General features: G+C 68.4%; 15 protein-coding genes. 10 read left to right on the top strand and 5 right to left on the bottom strand.

From position 1 onward, the window contains the following. Nucleotides 1-65 precede the first annotated feature (65 nt). Both EV657_RS09920 and trpA read left to right on the top strand, forming a co-directional pair. Complete coding sequence (locus tag EV657_RS09920; protein ID WP_243837534.1) at nt 66-536, top strand: protein tyrosine phosphatase family protein; 471 nt, start codon at nt 66-68, stop codon at nt 534-536. Nucleotides 537-674: 138 nt separating this feature from the next. Then, a complete protein-coding gene (gene trpA, locus EV657_RS09925) occupies nt 675-1,466 on the top strand; it encodes a tryptophan synthase subunit alpha (protein WP_134077787.1) in 792 nt (263 codons plus the stop codon). A 41-nt stretch (nt 1,467-1,507) separates the two neighbouring features. Here the strand turns inward: trpA and EV657_RS09930 are convergent, their stop codons facing one another. Further along, nucleotides 1,508-2,308, bottom strand: coding sequence for an ABC transporter permease (locus tag EV657_RS09930; RefSeq protein ID WP_075785065.1), 801 nt, complete (start codon nt 2,306-2,308; stop codon nt 1,508-1,510). Between the two features lie 143 nt (nt 2,309-2,451). On the opposite strand from EV657_RS09930, the gene EV657_RS09935 reads away from it, so the two are divergent. Continuing rightward, complete coding sequence (locus EV657_RS09935; protein WP_134077788.1) at nt 2,452-3,090, top strand: GcrA family cell cycle regulator; 639 nt, start codon at nt 2,452-2,454, stop codon at nt 3,088-3,090. 62 nt (nt 3,091-3,152) lie between these two features. Here the strand turns inward: EV657_RS09935 and EV657_RS09940 are convergent, their stop codons facing one another. After that, nucleotides 3,153-5,165: an AsmA family protein gene (locus EV657_RS09940; RefSeq protein WP_166673683.1), complete on the bottom strand. Its 2,013-nt coding sequence runs from the start codon at nt 5,163-5,165 to the stop codon at nt 3,153-3,155. A 136-nt stretch (nt 5,166-5,301) separates the two neighbouring features. On the opposite strand from EV657_RS09940, the gene rimO reads away from it, so the two are divergent. Next, entirely contained in the window at nt 5,302-6,690 is a 1,389-nt protein-coding gene (gene rimO / locus EV657_RS09945) for a 30S ribosomal protein S12 methylthiotransferase RimO (RefSeq protein WP_134077790.1), read from the top strand. 123 nt (nt 6,691-6,813) lie between these two features. Here the strand turns inward: rimO and EV657_RS09950 are convergent, their stop codons facing one another. Next, nucleotides 6,814-7,302, bottom strand: coding sequence for an Lrp/AsnC family transcriptional regulator (locus EV657_RS09950; protein WP_134077791.1), 489 nt, complete (start codon nt 7,300-7,302; stop codon nt 6,814-6,816). A gap of 708 nt (nt 7,303-8,010) precedes the next feature. Between EV657_RS09950 and EV657_RS09955 the strand changes: the two genes are divergently transcribed. The 5 genes from EV657_RS09955 to EV657_RS09975 all read left to right on the top strand — a co-directional run bounded on the left by EV657_RS09955 (nt 8,011) and on the right by EV657_RS09975 (nt 13,255). After that, a complete protein-coding gene (locus tag EV657_RS09955) occupies nt 8,011-9,141 on the top strand; it encodes a sulfate ABC transporter substrate-binding protein (RefSeq protein WP_243837536.1) in 1,131 nt (376 codons plus the stop codon). 3 nt (nt 9,142-9,144) lie between these two features. Next, nucleotides 9,145-9,984, top strand: coding sequence for a sulfate ABC transporter permease subunit CysT (gene cysT, locus EV657_RS09960; RefSeq protein ID WP_134077792.1), 840 nt, complete (start codon nt 9,145-9,147; stop codon nt 9,982-9,984). Beyond that, nucleotides 9,977-10,840 carry a sulfate ABC transporter permease subunit CysW gene (cysW, locus tag EV657_RS09965; RefSeq protein ID WP_134077793.1) on the top strand — a complete coding sequence of 288 codons (864 nt, stop codon included), beginning with the start codon at nt 9,977-9,979 and terminating at the stop codon, nt 10,838-10,840. Before cysT ends, cysW begins: the two co-directional genes overlap by 8 nt. A 13-nt stretch (nt 10,841-10,853) precedes the next feature. Further along, nucleotides 10,854-11,573 (top strand): sulfate/molybdate ABC transporter ATP-binding protein, encoded by a 720-nt coding sequence (locus EV657_RS09970; protein ID WP_075786178.1) that lies wholly within the window; start codon nt 10,854-10,856, stop codon nt 11,571-11,573. Nucleotides 11,574-11,899: 326 nt separating this feature from the next. Beyond that, complete coding sequence (locus tag EV657_RS09975) at nt 11,900-13,255, top strand: RsmB/NOP family class I SAM-dependent RNA methyltransferase (protein ID WP_134077794.1); 1,356 nt, start codon at nt 11,900-11,902, stop codon at nt 13,253-13,255. Nucleotides 13,256-13,264: 9 nt separating this feature from the next. Here the strand turns inward: EV657_RS09975 and EV657_RS09980 are convergent, their stop codons facing one another. Then, nucleotides 13,265-15,211: a YgiQ family radical SAM protein gene (locus EV657_RS09980; protein WP_243837538.1), complete on the bottom strand. Its 1,947-nt coding sequence runs from the start codon at nt 15,209-15,211 to the stop codon at nt 13,265-13,267. Nucleotides 15,212-15,500: 289 nt separating this feature from the next. Beyond that, a complete protein-coding gene (locus EV657_RS09985; RefSeq protein ID WP_243837540.1) occupies nt 15,501-16,514 on the bottom strand; it encodes a murein L,D-transpeptidase catalytic domain family protein in 1,014 nt (337 codons plus the stop codon). A 221-nt stretch (nt 16,515-16,735) separates the two neighbouring features. Between EV657_RS09985 and EV657_RS09990 the strand changes: the two genes are divergently transcribed. Beyond that, complete coding sequence (locus EV657_RS09990; protein ID WP_134077796.1) at nt 16,736-18,697, top strand: putative bifunctional diguanylate cyclase/phosphodiesterase; 1,962 nt, start codon at nt 16,736-16,738, stop codon at nt 18,695-18,697. Nucleotides 18,698-18,716 lie beyond the last annotated feature (19 nt).

The following is an 18,716-nucleotide window of genomic DNA, read 5'->3' on the forward strand; positions in this document are numbered from 1 at the left end:
TCCTGACCCGGAAAGCCGCGAATGTGGGGGACGAACGATTCCCCCCAGGAAGGAGAAGTCCAGCGATGGCAAAGACTTTCAAAGGCATCGCCCAGGGACTGGACCTGCCGCCCATGGTTTGGCTCTCCGACGATTTCGCGGCGGCGCCACAACCCGGGATTGAATCGCTCGCGGAACTGGCCGAGGCAGGGTTTCGCTCGATCCTCTGCAACCGGCCGGACGAGGAGGTGGCCCCGTCCGAGAACTCGGCTGCAATGGCCGCGGCGGCCGAGGCGGTCGGGCTGGGGTTCGCGGCGATTCCCGTCAGCCATGCCCCGATCACGCCCGCGATGATCGCGGTCCAGGCCCGCGCGATGGACGATCTGCCCGGCCCCTATTTCGCCTATTGCCGGGCCGGGTTCCGGTCCTCGGTCATCTGGGCGCTGACCCAGGCCGGGCGCCGCCCGACTTCGGAAATCGTGGGGGCCCTGGAACGGGCGGGCTTTGCCCTGCCCGGCCTGCGCGTGCAGATCGAGGCGCTGGCCGCCGGCCGCTGAGCAGCGGCCCTCGGGCCGGACGCGCCCGTCCTCCCGCCGCGGCGCGGCCGGCGCCCTGCCTGTGCGCGCCACCAAACGGCCCATTGATTTTCGCCACGGCCTGGCCCAAACCGCTCGGGCAAAACCCGGAGGACGCCCATGACCCGCATCAACGCCAAATTCGCCGCGCTGAAGGCGGAGAACCGCAAGGCTTTCGTGGCCTATGTGATGGCGGGCGACCCCGATTTCGCGACCTCGCTGGAGATCGTGAAGGGTCTTCCCGGCGCGGGCGTCGACATCATCGAGCTGGGCCTGCCCTTCACCGACCCTATGGCCGACGGCCCGACCATCCAGCTGGCGGGGCAACGCGCGCTCGATGCCGGCCAGACCCTGCAGAAGACGCTGGATCTGGCCCGCGCCTTCCGCCAGACCGACGACACCACCCCGATCGTGATGATGGGCTATTTCAACCCGATCTATTCGCGCGGGGTCGAGACCTTCCTGACCGATGCGAAGGCCGCCGGGATCGACGGGCTGATCGTCGTGGACCTGCCCCCCGAGGAAGATAGCGAACTTTGCCTGCCCGCGCAGGCCGCCGGTCTGAACTTCATCCGCCTCGCGACGCCCACGACCGATGACAAGCGCCTGCCGAAGGTGCTGCAGAATACCAGCGGCTTCGTCTATTACGTCTCGATCACCGGCATCACCGGCGCCGCCTCGGCCGAAGCCAGCGATGTCGCCCCCGAGGTCGCGCGCATCAAGGCCAAGACCGACCTGCCGGTGATCGTGGGCTTCGGCATCCGCACGCCCGAAACCGCGCGGTCCATCGCCTCGGTCGCCGATGGCGCGGTGGTCGGCTCGGCCATCGTCAAGCAGGTCGAGGAGAAAAAGCCCGTGGCCGAGATCCTGGCCTATGTCAAAGGCCTCGCCGAGGGTGCGCACAGCGCCTGAAGCCCCTCGGCCTGACGCTGGCGGCGCGCCCCGCGCGGCTCTCAGGCCTTCATCCGGTAGCCGGTCCGGAACCAGTGCCAGCACAGCGCCATGACCAGCAGGGTCGCCAGGGTGCAGACCCCGAGCCCGAGCCAGGGCGAGCTGTCGGACTGGCCGATGACGCCGTAGCGCACCCCGTCGATCAGGTAGAAGACGGGGTTCACATGGGTCGCGATCTGCATCCCCAGCGGCAGCCGCTCGATCGAGTAGAAGGTGCCCGACAGGAAACTCAGCGGCGTGATGATGAAATTGGTGATCGCCGCCATCTGGTCGAACTTGTTCGACAGGATCGCCGCCATGATCCCCAGCGCCGACAGGAAGGCCGAGCCCAGCAGCACGAAGACCAGCGCCCAGAGCGGATGGGCGATGCCCATGCCCAGCACGGTCAGCATCAAGAGCCCCACGGCCACCGCCACCAGCAGCCCGCGCGCGACGCCGCCGGCTGTATAGCCCAGCAAAAGCTCGGTCGGCGACAGGGGCGGCATCAGCGTGTCGACGATATTGCCCTGCACCTTCGAGATCAGGATCGACGACGAGGTATTGGCAAAGGCGTTCTGGATCACCGTCATCATCAGGATGCCGGGCGCCAGGAAATGCACGAAGGGCACCCCCATCACCTCGCCCCGCGACGGGCCGATGGCCAGCGAAAAGACGCCGAGGAAAAGCCCTGCCGTGGCCAGGGGGGCTGCCAGCGTCTGGGTCCAGACCGCCAGGAACCGCTGGATCTCTCGCGCGCTCAGGGTATAGAGCCCCAGCCAGTTGACCTGCCCGAAACGGCGCACGCCCATACCGGTTGCGTTCATACGTCCTGCCTCCTTGATCTGCCTTGCGCTTGTATCCCCGAAGCCGCCCGGATTAGAATAGGGCCTTGTCGGATTTCTCCAAGGCGTCGGGCGCCGGGGCCAAGGGGCCTTACGCCTGTACTGCCGCGAGCCAAGGGAATGTCATGTCCTGGACGGATGAACGTGTCGAAACGCTGAAACGCATGTGGGCCGAAGGCCAGTCGGCGAGCCAGATCGCCAAGGAACTGGGCGGCGTGACCCGCAACGCGGTGATCGGCAAGGTGCACCGGCTGGGCCTGTCGAACCGCGCGGGCGCGGCGCCCGCACGCCCGGCCCCGGCGGCCGCGGCGGCCGCGGCGGCTCCGGCCGCCAAGGACAAGCCCGCGCCCAAACCCGAGGCCGAACAGCCCGCGGCCGCCGCCGCACCGGCCCCGCAACCCGAACCGGCCCCCGCAAGCCGCCCGGCCGCCGCAAGCCCTGCCCCGGAGGCGCAAAGCGCGGCCCCGCCGCCGCCTGCGCCGCGCAAGGCCATCGTGCCCGCGGGCCAGCCGCTGCCGCCGCAACCCTCGGCCAATGAAATTAGCCCCGAGGCGCTGGCCTCGGTGCGCGAGGTGGAAAAGACCGCCAAGCGGCTGACCCTGATGGAGCTGACCGAGCGCACCTGCAAATGGCCCATCGGCGATCCCGCGACCGACGATTTCTGGTTCTGCGGGCTGCCGGTCCAGCAGGGCAAACCCTATTGCGAGGCCCATGTGGGCGTCGCCTTCCAGCCGATGAGCGCCCGGCGCGACCGCAAGCGCTAGGCGCCGCCCGCGCGCGCCCCCGGGGTCCGGGGGCGCGCGCGGTCCGGCCGATCAATCCCCGATCAATCCCCGAAAAGCTTCCGCAACCCCTTGGACGCCTCTTCGCCCAACCGGCGCCGGGCCGCATCCTCGAGGCTTTCGTCGCTTCCCGCGCCCAGCTCCTCGGCGGCGCGCTCGCGCGCCTTCTGTTCCAGCGCCTCGCGCTCCTGCTTCAGCCGTGCCTCGGCCAGGGCCTCGACATCGAGCCGGACATTCGGCGCGGCCCAGGGGCCGGTGATCCTCAGCGGCACGCTGACGCCGCCGCTCTCGGCCCCCGGCAAGGCGGTCGGCACGATGGTATAGTCAAGCGTCCGCGCCGCAAGGCCCACATGACCGCTGCCCCTGGCGGTCAGCAGCGGCGCCGAGATGCTGAGATCGGAATTCGACAGAACGCCCCGGTCGATGGTGAAGCTCGCCGAAATCGAGTCGAAGATCGTCCGCGCCCCCGCGCCCATATAGGACGGGTCGAGATTTACCAGCATCCCCGCCAGATCGAGCCCGCGAAACTCGCCCTGCCCGAAGCCAAGCGCCCCGCCCCCCGACAGCGACCCCATCAGCGCCGACACGGAATTGCCCGAGGCCGTGAGATCGACCTGCAGATCGGCCGAGGTCACCAGCCGGTCGAACCCGGCGAAATCGCTCAGCAGCGTTTGGACCGACACCCCCGCAATATCGAGATCGCCCGCCAGCGACAGCCCCTCCCGGCCATTTGCCGCCACGGTGCCGGTGACATTGCCCGCATAGGCCTGCAGCTCGTGCAGATCGACCGCCAGCCGCCGGTCTTCCAGCCGCGCGTCAAGCCGCACCGGCCCCAGCCGCACCTTGCCGGCATTGATGGCCTCGGCCTTGAACCCGATTTCGGCATCGAGCGCACCGAGCCAGCCCGCATCGATCGGGGCCGTCGACCAGCCCCCGCTGCTGGCCTCGCCCGATGAACCGCCCCCGCCCGTGGCAGAGGCCGACCCGCTGCCGCCGACCGAAAAGGCCGTGAGGTCCAGCGTTCCGGCCGAAAGCTGCGCCTCCAGATGCGGCCGGGGGTCGGCGGGCGCGAAGGCCAGGTTGCCGGTCAGGGTATTGCCGTCCTGCCGAAGGCTCGCGCGGTCGAGACGGATCGCGCCTTCGGGCGTGTAGGCCGCCTGCCCCTCCAGCACCAGCCGCTGGCCGACACCGGGCGGCAGATCGGGCGGCGTGGCCCCCGCGGCGGCGAAGATCGCCCGCAGATCCGACAGGTCGGCGTAAAGCTTGCCCTCGGCCGAAAGGGGCGCAAGGTCCAGTTGACCGTCGAAGGCAAGGCTGGCCCGGCCCAGCGCACTTTCGAGCGTCAGCCGCGTCGGGTCCCCCGCCGCCAGCGCGGCGGCATGGCCCAGCCGCGCCGACAGCCCGATCTCCTGCCCGTTCAGCACCGCCGTCAGCTTGAGATCGGCGGGGCCGTCCCGGTCGGGCAGCGCGATGGTGGCATCGACGCCCGAAAGCTCGGTCCGCGCGCCGCTGGCGTGATCGAGATAGACCAGATCGCCATCCGAGATCTCGCCCCGGTCAAGGGTCAGCCCGGCCAGCGCGCCGGGGCCCTGGTCCGCATCCGGCCCGGTCGCATCCGGGGCGGCGTCGGACACGGCGTCGGGTACGGCCGGGTCGGCCGCCGCCAGCGTTCCAGCGGAAAAGTCCCAGTTGACCCGCCCGTCGGCGGCCCGTTCCAGCAAGATGCGCGGCGCCAGCACCGTGACCTCGCGCACCGCGATTTCGCCCCGCAGAAGTGCTGACAGATCGATGCCCACCGCAAGGCCCTCGGCCGACAGCATCGGCCCGGCCTCGGACCAGTCGGCATTGGCCAGCGTGACGGCGCCGGTCTCGACCCCGATCTCGGGCCAGAGCGAGGGCCGGACCCCGCCCGCGACCGTCAGGCTGCGCCCGGTGGCTTTCTGCACCTGATCGGCGGCCAGCCGCGCCACCCGGTCCGCGGGCATCAGCAGCACCGCCGCCACCGCCAGCCCGATGAGAACCGCCACTCCCAGAAGACCCCGGATCACCCAGCGCATCATATCCCCCGCCCGACGATGAAATCCATGACCCGAGCCTAGGCCGCCCGGACGCCCGCAACAACCCGCTCCGGCATCGGGCGGTGGCTTTCGCGACCGCTTCCCAGATTGGGCGCTCTGGCGTATAGGCTCGCCCATGTCCCAGCCCAGATCGCCGAACCCGCCCGACCTGCGTCCCGACCTGGCGCCCCGCGCCCGGATCGAGATGCCTGCCCGCCCCGGCCAGCCGACCATCGGCATGGTGTCGCTCGGCTGTCCCAAGGCGCTGGTCGACAGCGAACGCATCCTGACCCGGCTTCGGGCCGAGGGCTATGCGATCTCGCCCGATTACGCGGGCGCCGATGCGGTGATCGTGAACACCTGCGGCTTTCTCGACAGCGCCAAGGCCGAAAGCCTCGAGGCCATCGGCGAGGCGCTGAAGGAGAACGGCCGGGTGATCGTCACCGGCTGTCTGGGCGCCGAGCCGGGCTATATCACGGGCGCGCATCCGACGGTGCTGGCCGTCACGGGGCCGCACCAATACGAACAGGTGCTGGACGCGGTTCATGGCGCGGTGCCGCCCGCGCCCGACCCGTTCGTCGACCTGTTGCCCGCCTCGGGCGTCAGCCTGACCCCGCGCCATTACAGCTATCTGAAGATTTCCGAGGGCTGCAACCACCACTGCCGCTTCTGCATCATCCCCGACATGCGCGGCCGACTGGCGTCCCGCCCGGCCCATGCGGTCCTCCGCGAGGCCGGGAAGCTGGCCGAAGCCGGGGTGAAGGAGCTTCTGGTCATCAGCCAGGACACCTCGGCCTACGGGGTGGACCTGAAGCACGCGACCGAAAAGGGCCACCGGGCGCATATCACCGATCTGGCGCGCGATCTGGGATCGCTCGGGATCTGGGTGCGGCTGCATTACGTCTATCCCTACCCGCATGTGCGCGAGCTGATCCCGCTGATGGCCGAGGGGCTGATCCTGCCCTATCTGGACATCCCGTTCCAGCACGCCCACCCGGACACGCTGAGACGCATGGCCCGGCCCGCGGCGGCCGCGAAGACGCTGGACGAGATCGCCGCCTGGCGCGCGGTCTGTCCCGATCTGGCGCTGCGCTCGACCTTCATCGTCGGCTATCCCGGCGAGACCGAGGCCGAGTTCCAGACCCTGCTGGACTGGCTCGACGAGGCGCAACTGGACCGGGTCGGCTGCTTTCAATACGAAAACGTCGCAGGGGCGGCGGCCAACGACCTGCCCGATCATGTGCCCGCCGAGGTCAAGCAGGACCGCTGGGAGCGGTTCATGGAAAAGGCCCAGGCCATTTCCGAGGCGAAGCTGGCGGCCAAGGTCGGCCAGCGCATCGAGGTCATCGTCGACGAGATCGACGCCGACGGCATCGCCACCTGCCGCACGAAGGCCGATGCCCCCGAAATCGACGGCAGTCTTTTCATCGACGAGGGCACCGGGGGGCTCGCGCCGGGCGATCTGGTAACGGTGGAGGTCGAAGAGGCGGGCGAATACGACCTCTGGGGTCGTCCGGCGGCCTGAGCCCCTCGCGCGCCTGTCTTCCGCGCCTGTCCCGGTGAAGGCACCGGATCTGCCTTCGGACATGCCCAGGCCCGAGGCGCTTTTGGCGGGACGCTGCGACCGATCGGCAGCGTGCCCCTCGGGCTATGACCGGGCCTCGATCCCCGCCCCGCAGGCGGACAGCGGCAGGGCCGTCTCGGCCCTCAGGCATTCCAGCGCAAAGATCGAGTTCACGCTGCGCAATCGCACCCCGGCCGTCAGCTCCTCATAGAACCGGTCGAACGCGGGCATGTCCGCCACGACGACCCGCAGCAGGAAATCGTAGGTCCCGGCAAGCCGGTACACACCGCGGACCGCCTCCAGTCTCTCGATGACGGCCAGAAAGCCCGCGCGCCAGTCGGGCGTATGCTCGACCGCCTCCACCAGGACGAAGACGGTCATCGACAGCCCAAGCGCGTCGGGATCCAGCAGCGCCACACGGGCGCGGATCACGCCAGCCTCCTCGTGTTTCTGGATGCGCTTCCAGCAGGGGGTCTGCGAGAGCCCGACCTGATCGGCGATACGGGCAACCGGCACGGTCGCATCGCGCTGGAGGATATCGAGGATCTTCAGGTCGATCCGGTCGAACGTCATCGCGCCTCCTTCCGGCCTGGGACGGCCATAGCTGACGAGTCGATGCGAGCATGCCAAATTTATACCTAATGTCCATTTGGTTTATCGTCTTTTATCGGAGAACGCCGCGATGCCTGTGACGTCCGGTCGGTCCGTCGCACGGTTGGTCATGCCTAGGGACGAACGATCCGCTGCTGGACCGGATCGGCGATCCGGGCGCTGACGGGGTTCTCTTGCAAGGCCGCCGTCGACGCCGGGGCATGGATTCCCGCCAACGGGGAGGATGCGTCCGGGTGGCTGCCGAGAAGCCCCGAAGCCTGCCGCCGCCCTGCGCGCAAACCCGTCCGCAAGGTCGGCCGAGTTTCGAAACGGCCATCGGCCGCTTGAGCCCTCGGAGACTCGTCAAGCCGCACATCCCTTCGCTCTGCCGAGCCCACCGCCCGCCCGGCCCGGACCATGAGATCGAATCGCCGCCCCCTGCCGCTCCGAGGCAAGGCGCCCGGTCCGGCGCGGGCCTCGCCTGTCCGCAGTCCTTCCCGGGAGAAGGATCTTCCAAAATCACGACAGAAAAGAGCGAGCTTCTTTCCTTGTTATTCACGATTATTCCTGTCGTTATTATGGGGTCAGGCGGCACCGGCGGCGCGACCGCGCGGTTTCACCCCCCGCGACAGGCGCTCTGCCCCGCTGGCCTGACACCAGAATTCAACGGGGACCAGCAGAGGACCGGACATGTTTCGACCCATAGAAATCGACACAAGCAGGTGTGCCCAGGGCGCTTTCCGCCGACGGTCCGGCGACGGCCCGACCGAACGCGATGCGGGTCCTGCGCAAGTCGCAAGCCTTCAGGCCGAGCCGCGCACCAGCCGTCTGACAGGCATCCTGCGGGCCGCCGCCATCGGTCTGGCCGTCGGCGGGCCGCTTCCGGCCGCCGCACAGGAGACTGTCGAGATCCTCAACGTGTCCTACGACCCGACGCGGGAATTCTACCGCGCCTACAACGAGCTTTTCAGCGCCTGGTGGATCGCGCAGGGCCACGCGCCGGTCACCCTCCGGCAGTCGCACGGGGGTGCGGGCGCGCAGGCCCGGGCCGTGATCGACGGGCTCGAGGCGACGGTGGTGACGCTGGCGCTGTCCGCGGATATCGACCAGATCGCCGAGCGCACGGGCCGCATCCCGGCCGACTGGCAATCGCGCCTGCCGCACAACTCATCGCCCTATACCTCGACCATCGTGTTCCTCGTGCGCGAGGGCAATCCGCGCGGCATCAAGGATTGGGACGACCTCGTCGCCGACGGGGTGCAGGTCATCACCCCCAACCCCAAGACTTCGGGCGGCGCGCGCTGGAACTTCCTCGCGGCCTGGGCCTATGCCGAGCGCAACGGCCTCGATCCGCGCGACTTCGTCGGCGCGCTTTATCGCAACGTGCCGGTGCTGGATACCGGCGCGCGCGGATCGACCACGACCTTCACCCAGCGCGGCATCGGCGACGTGCTGCTGGCCTGGGAGAACGAAGCCTTCCTCGCCCTTGAAAGCCTCGGCGACGATGCCTTCGACATCGTGGTGCCGTCGGTCTCGATCCTCGCCGAGCCGCCGGTGACGCTGGTCGACGGAAATATCGCGTCGGACGCCCAGCGCGAGGTGGCGGAGGCCTATCTCGACCATCTCTACAGCCCCGAGGCACAGGCGCTGGCGCTGCACCACTACTACCGCGCCTGGGACCCGTCGCTGGCCGCGCCCGAAGATGTCGCGCGCCTCCCCGATCTCGATCTTGTCACCATCGCCGATTTTGGCGGCTGGCCCGTGGTGCAGCCGAAATACTTCGGCGAAGGCGGCATCTTCGACCAGATCTACGAGGACTGAGCCATGAAGGCGCCCCTTCTCCGCGCGCCCTCTCCCCTTCCGGGGTTCGGGCCGAGCTTCGGGATCGCGCTTGCGATGCTGTCCGTCGTGGTCCTGCTTCCCATCGGCGCGCTGCTGGGGCGGGGCCTCATGATCGGCCCGGCAGAGCTGTGGGGGATGGTGAACACGCGCCGGGTCTGGTCGGCCCTGGCGCTGTCGTTTCGCGCGGCGCTGATCGCGTCGCTTTTCAACCTGGTCTTCGGGCTGGTGCTGGCCTGGGTGCTGGTGCGTTACCGCTTCTGGGGCCGCCGCCTCATCGACGCCGCGGTGGATCTGCCCTTCGCGCTGCCGACCGCGGTCGCGGGCATCGCGCTGACCGCGCTTTATGCTCCGAACGGCCCCTTCGGACAGGCGCTGGCGCCGTTCGGCCTTCGGATCGCCTATACCGAGGCCGGCATCTGGCTGGCGCTTGTCTTCATCGGCCTGCCCTTCGTGGTGCGCACCGTCCAGCCGGTGATCGAGGAACTGGACCCCGATATCGAGGAGGCCAGCGCCACGCTGGGCGCCCGCCGGTTCCACACCCTGCGCCGGGTGATCCTGCCGACGCTGACGCCCGCGCTGCTGACCGGCTTCGCCCTCGCGCTGGCGCGGTCGGTGGGCGAATACGGCTCGGTCATCTTCATCGCGGGCAACATCCCCGGCCTGACCGAAATCGCGCCGCTGCTGATCGTGATCCGGCTCGAGGAATACAATTCCGACGCCGCCGCGGCCATCGGGATCGCCATGCTGCTGATCTCGTTCGCCATGCTGCTGGCCATCAACGCAATCCAGATCTGGAGCAGACGGAGGATCGGCCTTGTCTGACATCGTCCTTTCGCGACCCGTCCCGGTAACGACCGAACCGCAGCTTGCCCGGGCGCTTCTGGTGGGTCTCGCCGTCCTCTTCGCGGCGCTCTTTCTCTTCGCGCCGCTTGCGACGGTCTTCGCCGAAGCGCTGGCCGAGGGCTGGCAGGGCGCCATCGCCGCGCTTTCCTTGCCCGATGCGCAGGCGGCAATCCGCATGACCCTGAGCATCGCCGCCATCGCCGTGCCGCTCAACGCCGTCTTCGGCATCGCAGCCGCCTGGGCCATCGCCAAGTTCGACTTCCGCGGCAAGGCTTTCCTGATCACCCTGATCGATCTTCCGTTCTCGGTCTCTCCGGTCGTGGCGGGCCTGATGCTGGTGCTGCTTTTCGGGGCGAACTCGTCGTTCGGCGCCTGGCTGATGGCCCATGACATCCGCATCGTCTTCGCCTTCCCGGGGATCGTGCTGGCCACGCTTTTCGTGACCTTTCCCTTCGTCGCGCGCGAACTGATCCCGGTGATGATCGAACAGGGCCGCACCGAGGAGGAAGCCGCGCTGACGCTGGGCGCGTCGGGCTGGCGCACCTTCTTCACCGTGACGCTGCCCAACATCCGCTGGGCGCTGCTGTACGGCGTGCTGCTGTGCAATGCCCGCGCCATGGGCGAGTTCGGCGCGGTCGCCGTCGTGTCCGGCAAGATCCGGGGCGAAACGGCGACGATGCCGACCATGATCGAGATGTTCTTCAACGAATACCTCTCTGTCGCGGCCTTCACGCTGGCCGCGGTGCTGGCGATGCTGGCGCTTCTGACCCTGCTGCTCAAATCCCTGCTCGAATGGCGCCATGCGGATCTGCTGGCAGCCACGCGGCGTCATTGAGAAAGGACGGCCCATGAATATCGAACTCGAGGAACTCGCGAAGGAATTCGGCACCGAACGGGCGCTGCATCCGGTGTCGCTGTTCATTCCCTCGGGCGCGCTCGTCGCGCTGCTGGGACCCTCCGGATCGGGCAAGACGACGCTTCTGCGCATCCTCGCGGGGCTTGAATTTCCCACCTCGGGGCGGGTGCGGTTCGACGGGGGCGACGCGACCGGGCTTTCGGTGCAGGATCGCCGTGCGGGCTTCGTCTTCCAGCACTACGCGCTTTTCCGGCACATGACCGTGTTCGAGAACGTGGCCTATGGCCTGCGCGCGCGGCGGCGGACAGAACGTCCCACCGAGGCCGAGATCGGCCGACGCGTGACCCGGCTTCTCGACCTGATCCAGTTGCCCGACATCGGCGCGCGCTATCCCAACCAGCTTTCGGGCGGCCAGCGGCAACGCGTGGCACTGGCCCGTGCGCTGGCAATCGAGCCGCGGATGCTGCTGCTGGACGAGCCCTTCGGCGCGCTCGATGCCAAGGTGCGCAAGGAGTTGCGCCAGGGCCTGCGCGAAATCCATGACACGACCGGCCTGACCACCGTCTTCGTGACCCATGATCAGGAAGAGGCGATGGAACTGGCCGACCTTGTGGTCGTCATGTCGATGGGGCGGATCGAACAGGTGGGCAAACCGGCCGAGATCCGCGCGAAGCCCGCGACCGAGTTCGTGCGGACCTTCACCGCAGCATGACCGAGCCCGCGGCCCGGACAGGCCGCCCCCTTCCCGGCTGTTCCTGTCGTGTCCCCGGGTAGACGGGATCGGGTCCGGCCGGGCCTGCGACGGGCCTCCTGTCGCCGGGACCCGGGACCCGGGGCCCGGAGGCCGAAGGCGGGTCTTGCAGGACGGCCCGTGCCGCGGTTTCGGCGCGGCGCGAAGGGCGGTTTCCAAGGCCGGATCTTCCCGGTATGAGCTTGCGTAGGGGCCGCAAGGCCACCGGGGCTGGCCAGAGGTGCGACCGGTGACCGGAGACGTCTCTCGCACCCGTCCTCTAGCGTTTAGAACCCGACCGTCCGACCGTGACCCCTGCCGCTCGCCTGCAAGCCGCCCTCGATCTTCTGTGTGACATCGACAGCGCCATGCGCCCCGCCGATGCCGTCGTCGCGGCCTGGCTGCGCCCCCGGCGCCATATCGGCGACAGGGACCGGGGGGCGATCCTCGATCTGATGCAGGCGCTGCTGCGTCATCAGGCGCGGCTTGGGTGGTGGCTGACCAAGCACGGGCGCAACGATGCGCCCCGCGACCGGATGCTGGTCTGGCTCGCGCTCGCCGAGGGCAGGACGCCCGACCAGATCAGGCGTCTTTTCAATGGGGCGAAGGCCGCGCCCGCCGCGCTGACCGAGCCAGAGCACGCGCTTCTGACCGGATTGCGGGGCTGCACCCTTGTTCATCCGGCCATGCCCGACGAGGTGCGCCTTGAATGCCCGGCCTGGGCGGCAGCCCCCCTTCGGCGGCGCTTCGGGGCGACCTTCGAGGCAGAGATGGCGGCCCTTCTGACCCCGCCCCCGCTCGATCTGCGGGTCAATCCGCTAAGATCGTCGCGCGCGGCCGTGCTTGGCGGGCTGAAGGATCTTGGCCTTCACGCGGAGGCCTCAAGGCTTGCGCCCCACGGCATCCGGGTGCCGGAACGCCTGTCGCTTGCCCGCCTCGAAGGGCTCAGGACCGGCGAGATCGAGATCCAGGACGAGGGCTCGCAGCTGGTCGCCCTGCTGGTCGATGCCCGGCCCGGAGAGCGCGTGGCCGATTTCTGCGCCGGGGCCGGTGGCAAGACCCTGGCGATCGCGGCCCAGATGGCCAACAAGGGCCGCCTTGTCGCCTGCGATGTCAGCGAAGGCCGCCTGAAACGCTGTGCCGAGCGCCTCCGGCGCGCGGGCGTGCAGAATACCGAAACCCGTCTGCTGACCAGCGAAACCGACCGCTGGGTCAAGCGCCAGAAGGGCAGCTTCGATCGCGTCCTGGTCGACGCGCCCTGCAGCGGCACGGGCACCTGGCGGCGCAATCCCGATGCCCGCTGGCGCGCGCCGGAAGAACGCGGGCTGGACGGTCTGGTGGCGCTGCAGGGCCGGATCCTCGCGAGTGCCGCGCGGCTGGTGAAACCCGGCGGCCGGCTGGTCTATGCGACCTGCTCGATGCTGATCGAGGAGAACGAGGACCAGGTGGCCGCCTTCCTCTCGGCGCATCCCGGGTTTCGCGTCGTGCCGCCGCGCGAGGCCGCGCCCGGACTGGCGCCCGGGCTGGCGACTGTGGCCGGGGGCGCGTACCTGTCGCTGACCCCCGCGCGCCACGATACCGACGGCTTCTTTGCCGCCGTCCTTCGGCGCGAGGATCCCGCGCCAGCCGCGGAGGGCGAGAACCGCCCGCCCCACGGCACCTGAGCGCGCGGCCTATTTCCGGGGCAGCGGCACGCCCTTGGTGGTGAAGGTCTGCCCCCTGAAGCCGCCGCGCGCGGGACGTTTCTTGGCGGCAGTCTTTGCGGTTCCGGGCGGCTGAGACGCGGGCACAAGCTGATCGGGGCGCGGGCCGATGAGGTCCGCACGCCCCATGGATCTCAGAGCCTCGCGCAGAAGCGGCCAGTTTTCGGGGTCGTGATAGCGCAAAAAGGCCTTGTGCAGGCGGCGCTGCCGCCCGCCGCGCACGGTCTCGACCGGTTCGGAGGCGCCCCGGCGCACGGCTTTCAGCGTGTTGATGCCGGTGTGGTACATGGCCGAGGCCGTGGCCATGGGCGACGGCAGGAAGGTCTGCACCTGATCCGCGCGATAGCGGTTCTTCTTCAGCCAGAGCGCGAGGTTCAGCATGTCCTCGTCGGTGGTGCCGGGATGGGCGGCGATGAAATAGGGAATGAGGTAATATTTCTTGCCCGCTTCCCTTGCGGCGGCATCGAACATCTCCTTGAAGCGGTCATAGGTGCCGATGCCGGGCTTCATCATCAGTTCGAGCGGCCCGCGCTCGGTATGTTCGGGCGCAATCTTGAGATAGCCGCCCACATGGTGGGTGACGAGTTCCCTGATATAGTCAGGGCTCCGGACGGCCAGGTCGTAGCGCACGCCGGAGGCGACCATCACCTTCTTGACGCCCTCGACCTCGCGGACCTTGCGGTACAGCCGGATCAGGTCGTCATGCGAGGTATCGAGATTGGGGCAGATCTCCGGAAAGACGCAGGACGGCAGGCGGCAGGCGGCCTCGACCTTCGGGTCCTTGCAGGCCATCCGGTACATGTTGGCAGTCGGCCCGCCGATATCCGAGATCACGCCGGAAAATCCCGGGGTCTTGTCGCGGATATGCTCGATCTCGCGCAGGATCGAGGCCTCGGACCGGCTCTGGATCTTGCGGCCTTCATGTTCGGTGATCGAGCAGAAGGTGCAGCCGCCGAAGCAGCCGCGCATCACCGTGACCGAGAACTTGATCATGTCCCAGGCGGGGATCTTGGCATCGCCATAGGACGGATGCGGCGCGCGCGCGTAAGGCAGGTCGTAGACCGCATCCATTTCGGTACTGGTCAGCGGGACAGGCGGCGGATTGAGCCAGAGGTCGCGGTCGCCATGGCGCTGGACAAGCGGGCGGGCATTGCCCGGATTGGCCTCGCGGTGCAGCACGCGCGACGCCCGCGCATAGGCCTCGCGGTCGCTTGTAACCTCCTCGAAGGATGGCAGCCGGATGACGGTGTCGCCGGACTTGCGGCTGGCGCCCTCATCGGCAGAGGCAAGATCGTCGGCCCGCAATTCCTGGCACTCGGCGGGCACCGGGCGGAACAGGGCGACGCCCCGGATCGTGTCGAGATCGCGGGCCGCCTCGCCGGCTGCCAGCCGGTGCGCGACCTCGACGACGGCGCGCTCGGCATTGCCGTAAAGCAGCAGGTCGGCCTTGGCATCGGCCAGGATCGACCGGCGCACCTTGTCGGACCAGTAATCGTAATGCGCGATGCGCCGCAACGAGGCCTCGATGCCGCCCAGCACCACCGGCACGTCCTTGTAGGCTTCGCGGCAGCGCTGCGTGTAGACGATGGTGCAGCGGTCCGGCCGCTTGCCGCCCTCGCCGCCCGCGGTATAGGCGTCGTCATGGCGCAGCCTGCGGTCCGAGGTATAGCGGTTGACCATCGAATCGAGATTGCCGCCGGTCACGCCAAAGAAGAGCCGCGGGCGCCCCAGCGCCCTGAACGGCTCGGCCGATTGCCAGTCGGGCTGCGAGATGATGCCGACGCGGTATCCTTGGGCCTCGAGCAGGCGGCCGATGATCGCCATGCCAAAGCTCGGATGATCCACATAGGCGTCGCCGGTCACGACGATGACATCGCATTCGTCCCAGCCAAGCGCCGCCATCTCGGCCCTGCTCATCGGCAGGAACGGCGCGGCAGGCCGGCCGGAAGAGGGTCGGCGCGATGGCGAAAAAAGGGGAGGAACAGAGCTGCGCATGATCTTCGCCTATAGTCCGGGTGCCGTACAAATTCAAATCAACTCGCTTTGGCGGCCGGTCCGGTCATGCCTCGATGCTGGCACGCCCCGGAACCGCCCTGCCCGTCTCGCGACGCGCCCGCCCTGCCTGACCCGCCTTGCCTGACCCGCCTTGCCTGAAGAGACGCGGCCAGCACCGCGGACCCCGGGCGGCGCGGGACCTGCAAATGCCTCACTTGCAGATCGGCAGCTCCTGCGGCGCGAGTTTCGGCAGGGACGCGCGCCAGTCGTCGATGATCGGCCGGAGCGTCTCTTTCGGCCAGAACCGGGGCGCGCGGATGGTCCGCAGGCAGGTGTCATTCCAGTAAAGACCGGCGCGCGACAAGGATCTGCCGGCCGTCACTGCGGCCGCAACGGCGTCGATATCGCCCGATGCCGGATAGATATAAAGCGTGGTCGGGTCGTCCTCGACCAGCGCGAGAATCTCCTCGGACGCGGTCTCCGACCAGGTGGTGCAGCCATTGCTGCGGCCGCCGGTATAGTTGACCAGTCGTCCATAGGGGACAAAGCCCTCCGCGTCGGCATGGGTGCTTTCCGGGTTCCGGAACCGGCACTGCCATCTCACCAGAACGGCCGGATGTCCGCCAATGGCCCGTTCCCGGGCATTCGCCGTCTCGCCTTCGCCGTCATACAGCAGAAACGTGCGGTAGAAGGGGACGCGCCGGTTCGCCGCACCGACATAGCCCTTGAAGGAGGTCCGGGTTTCGGCGGTCACATAGGGGCCGCCCGCAGTCAGCTTGGACCCTTCGGCATTGCTGAAATGCCGTGCGCAGTCGCGGTCGTTCGAGAAATCCGCGCGCCGCAGCTTGCGCCCGTTGCCATGACCCGACGACACCGCGCGAAAGGACTTCTGGGCTTCGCAGATGACATAGAACCGGCGGCCCGGCGTGCCGCCGCGCGCGGTGCTTGGGCGCGTTGCGTCCATGGCCAGGTAGCAGGGATTGCGCACCGTGCCCTGCCGCAGTTTCTCCAGGTAGAGCGCGCGCGCCCTGTCCAGAACCACCGGGGCGATCTGGCCCTCGCCGGTGCCCAGATGCGCCTGCAGCCAGGCCGGAACCTCCGGGGTCTCGGCGCGCGAGGGGGACGGGCCGCCCTGCACGGCCACCACACCGGCCGCAAGGGCGACGCAGAGCGACCTGAACCGCAATGTGAACCTCTCCTTCTCGACCGTCGTCGTCGCGAGCATAGCACAGCTTCGTCCCCGGCGGGGATCGGGCTCCGCACCTGCAGATAAGCCGTCGCCCGCCCCCGGCCTTGCCCCCCGCAGAACCATCCGGTCCGATCGCGCGGCATGGGACCAATCCGATAAGATTGAATCGGTTCTTTTTTTCGCAGTTGGGACCGAGTTTACGACTGTCGTGCCATGGGAATGAAGGGGGAACGATGAATTGAGGAGCAATGCGCCAAATGGCGGTCTCCGTTCTGGCGCCGATCCGGTCGGCATTGACCAAACATCCAAGCCCCGAGGATGCCGCAAGCGTGGTCCACGGAACGCCGGTCGGCGCCCTGGTCACCGCATTCAACGCAATCGCCTTTGCCGCCAGTTCCTTTCAGGACGGCAACGCGGTCTTCCTGGCTTTCTGGCTGCCCGCGGTGCTGGCGCTGTGCCTGACCATGATCCGGAAGTCGCGCAAAGCCGCCAGGCGCAGGGTGTCGCGGGTTTCTCGACGGGCGGCCCGCATCCTGACCCGCGCATCCGCCTCGCTTGCCCTGCCCTGGGCCGCGCTGGTGGTCTATGTCTTCGCCGCCCACGGGCCGGGCGACCCGATGATCGTCCTGCTGGTCTGCGTCGGCATGCTGTCGGGCGGGGCTTTCATGCTGCACCGGGCCTTCGTCGCGGCGCTGACCTATATGCTGACAATTCTCGTGCCAGTGATCTTTTCCGTCCATTTCGGCGGCTGGGCTCAGGCCTGGTCAGTGACCGCCTTCGCCACGGCATATGGCGGCTTCCTGGCCTATTTCGCCTTCACGGCAGGCGAAACCGCGCGTCAGCGCGACGACTCGGTCGCAGCCCTGTCGGATGCCGTGGCGCGCCTGAAAAGGGTGCATGACGAGAATTTCCTGCTGGCCAATGTCGACGACGTGACCGGGCTTCTCAACCGCAAGGCCTTCAACGACCGGCTGCGTCAGGCCGTCGACAGGCAGCAGGCGGGCGGATGCAGTTTCTCGCTGCTTCTGATGGATCTCGACCGCTTCAAGAACGTGAACGACCTTTTCGGGCATGGCGTGGGCGACGAGCTTCTGGCCGAGGTGTCGCGACGGCTGCGGGCCAACCTGTCCGAAGGGGATCTGATCGGCCGACTGGGGGGCGACGAATTCTGCGTCCTGCTGCCAGGCGCCACGGACGAGGCCGCGATCCAGTCAATTGCGGGACGTCTGCTCAGGGTTCTGAATGGTCCGGCCCGGCTCACCGGAGGCGTTGTCTATCCCGGGGCATCCTTCGGCGCAGCGATCTGTCCCGACGATGCCGCCGATCCGGTCGACCTGCTTCTTCGGGCCGACCTTGCCCTCAACCACGCGAAGGAAACCGGGCGCGGCCAGTGCGTCACCTTCAACGACCAGCTCCGTCAGCAGCTGATCGCCAGCGACGAGATCGAGGCGGGCCTGCGCATCGCGCTCAAGGAAGACCGGCTGAGCATTGCCTATCAGCCCAAGATCTCGCTGCACGACGGACGGGCCGTCGGTGCCGAGGCGCTGGTCCGCTGGAAGACCGCCGAGGGCGAGAACATTCCGCCCGACCGTTTTCTGTCCATCGCCGCCGAACGCGGCGTGCTGCCCGATCTTTCGCGCCATATCGCCGGGATGATCGCCGGGCATATCCTGACCTGGCGCCGGGCCGCGCTGAGACCGGGCAAGGTCGCCCTGAACATCCATCCCGACGACCTGAAATCGCCCGAATTCCTCATGGCCACCATCGCGATGTTCGAGGCGCAGGGGATCGACGGCAAGGACCTTCTGCTGGAGATCACCGAGGGCTGTTTCATCGGCCGCGGCACCGACATGGCGGCTATGGTGCTGGAGTCGCTGGCAGATCGGGGCTACGAGCTGTCGCTTGACGATTTCGGCACCGGGCACGCCTCGCTGTCGCATCTGAAGAAGATCCCGGTCAGCGAGGTCAAGATCGACCGCAGCTTCGTCGCGGGTCTTGGCGTTCGGCGCGACGACCGGGCCATCGTTGCGGCGATTGCCGAGATCGCCAAGGGCATGGGGATCCGCTCCGTCGCCGAAGGGGTCGAGGACGACACCCAGCGCGCGATCCTGACAGAGATGGGCATCGACCTCGGTCAGGGCCATCTGTGGTCGAGGCCCATCGCCGCCGAGCAATACGCAAGCTTTCTGGGCAAGGGCGGGGTTAAACGCCGCGCGTGAGCCTGTCTCGCCGCCGTGA

This window comes from Rhodovulum visakhapatnamense (genome assembly GCF_004365965.1).
Lineage (GTDB): Bacteria > Pseudomonadota > Alphaproteobacteria > Rhodobacterales > Rhodobacteraceae > Rhodovulum > Rhodovulum visakhapatnamense.